The organism is Streptococcus sp. HMSC065H07, assembly GCF_001837325.1.
Lineage (GTDB): Bacteria > Bacillota > Bacilli > Lactobacillales > Streptococcaceae > Streptococcus > Streptococcus salivarius_H.
In genome coordinates, this window is sequence record NZ_KV832029.1 from 10,267 (window position 1) to 11,797 (window position 1,531).

A 1,531-nucleotide genomic window follows, 5' to 3' on the forward strand; every position below is an offset into this window, starting at 1 on the left:
AAATTACGATTAAAAATATAACTTTCACCTGAGTTCGGGTAAAAGACTAGAGTACCATCTGAAAAACCTAATACAGACGATTCTGTTCCTTTTTCTCTAGTTATAGCGTACGACCCATCATCATCATAGCTAATACCTTCTATTTCCGGTGTATAGGCCCAACCCATATTCTCCATCAGCATAATGATGTCCGGTTCTGTTCCCTCCTTATGAGGAATATGCTGAGCATAATAAACAGAGTTAAATTTTAAATTAATAAAGATAAATAGGCTCATTCCTAAGACTGTATACAGCCCTATAATTAGTCCTACAAAGAGCCCTAAAATATTGCTTTTTCGCATTGTCATCTTCTCTTTCTTTTTCTCTAGTTAAACCTACTTTGATAAATTAAATTAAACAACCACTGAAGATTGATGAAGGGTTTTGGTTGAGCATCAATCACAGGTTGAACGGTCTCTCTAATTTCTTTTTGGACTTTTCGTTGATTATACTTAATAGTATGATAACGTTTGTCAAAAGCATGTTGGACAGAAAAATTACGATTAAGAAGATACCTATCATTTGATTCGGAATGAAAAAATAGAGTATCACCTGTAAGATCTAATACAGACGTTTTAGTTCCTTTTTCTCTAGTTATAGAATACGACCCATCATCATCGTAGCTAATACCTTCTATTTCCGGTGTATAGGCCCAACCCATATTCTCCATCAACATAATGACGTCCGGATCTGTCCCCTCCTTATGAGGGATATGCTGAGCATAATAAACAGAGTTAAATTTTAAATTAATAAAGGTAAACAGACTCATTCCCAAGACTGTATACAGCCCTATAATTAGTCCTACAAAGAGCCCTAAAATATTGCTTTTTCGCATTGTCATCTTCTCTTTCTTTTTCTATCTCCAATCGAATTTTTGACCGGATTAACAATAAACCATTGTACACTATTTTTAACAAGTCTCATAATTTAAGGATTGGTGGCTTTGTAACTGATCTAACATTTTTATGAACAAGAAAAAATCAAGTCTTAACAAATTCCTCCAATACTTCTCCTCACTTTGTTAATCAAGCTAAACATGGTATAATAGTTAAGATTTTTATACTACTTATTTCTGGGCAGAAGTGGGCAGTAAAATTTAAGAAACAGGGGCTAAACCCTTGGTATGAAAGGAATCTAGAAAATATTATGATGAACATGCAAAACATGATGAAGCAAGCTCAAAAGCTTCAGAAACAAATGGAAAAAAGCCAAGCTGAGTTGGCTGCTACAACCTTCACTGGAAAATCAGCACAAGACTTGGTAGTTGCTGAATTAACTGGTGACAAAAAAGTAGTTAACATCACTTTCTCTGATGCTGTCGTAGATCCTGATGATGTGGAAACACTCCAAGATATGACTGTTCAAGCACTTAACAATGCTCTTGAACAAATTGACGAAGCGACTAAAAAATCAATGGGTGCCTTTGCAGGTAAATTGCCATTCTAAAAAATGAAAAGGAATCTCACGGTTCCTTTTTCTATATACTCATCTA

2 protein-coding genes and 1 pseudogene are annotated in these 1,531 nt (G+C 34.7%); 1 reads left to right on the forward strand and 2 read right to left on the reverse strand.

The window, feature by feature from the left end:
- Together HMPREF2637_RS03850 and HMPREF2637_RS03855 are read right to left on the reverse strand one after the other, a co-directional pair.
- Positions 1-341 (reverse strand): annotated as a pseudogene (locus HMPREF2637_RS03850) (hypothetical protein); the annotation flags it as partial.
- A 23-nt stretch (positions 342-364) separates the two neighbouring features.
- Positions 365-874 (reverse strand): hypothetical protein, encoded by a 510-nt coding sequence (locus HMPREF2637_RS03855; RefSeq protein WP_070839129.1) that lies wholly within the window; start codon positions 872-874, stop codon positions 365-367.
- 311 nt (positions 875-1,185) lie between these two features.
- Here HMPREF2637_RS03855 and HMPREF2637_RS03860 point away from each other — a divergent pair, with 311 nt between their 5' ends.
- Positions 1,186-1,485, forward strand: a complete 300-nt coding sequence (locus HMPREF2637_RS03860) for a YbaB/EbfC family nucleoid-associated protein (protein ID WP_064524274.1) — start codon at positions 1,186-1,188, stop codon at positions 1,483-1,485.
- Positions 1,486-1,531 lie beyond the last annotated feature (46 nt).

Excerpts from the sequence above, each read along its gene's own strand:
- HMPREF2637_RS03860 (WP_064524274.1), top strand. The coding sequence starts at position 1,186 with ATGATGAACATGCAAAACATGATGAAGCAAGCTCAAAAGCTTCAGAAA.
- HMPREF2637_RS03855 (WP_070839129.1), bottom strand. The coding sequence starts at position 874 with ATGCGAAAAAGCAATATTTTAGGGCTCTTTGTAGGACTAATTATAGGG.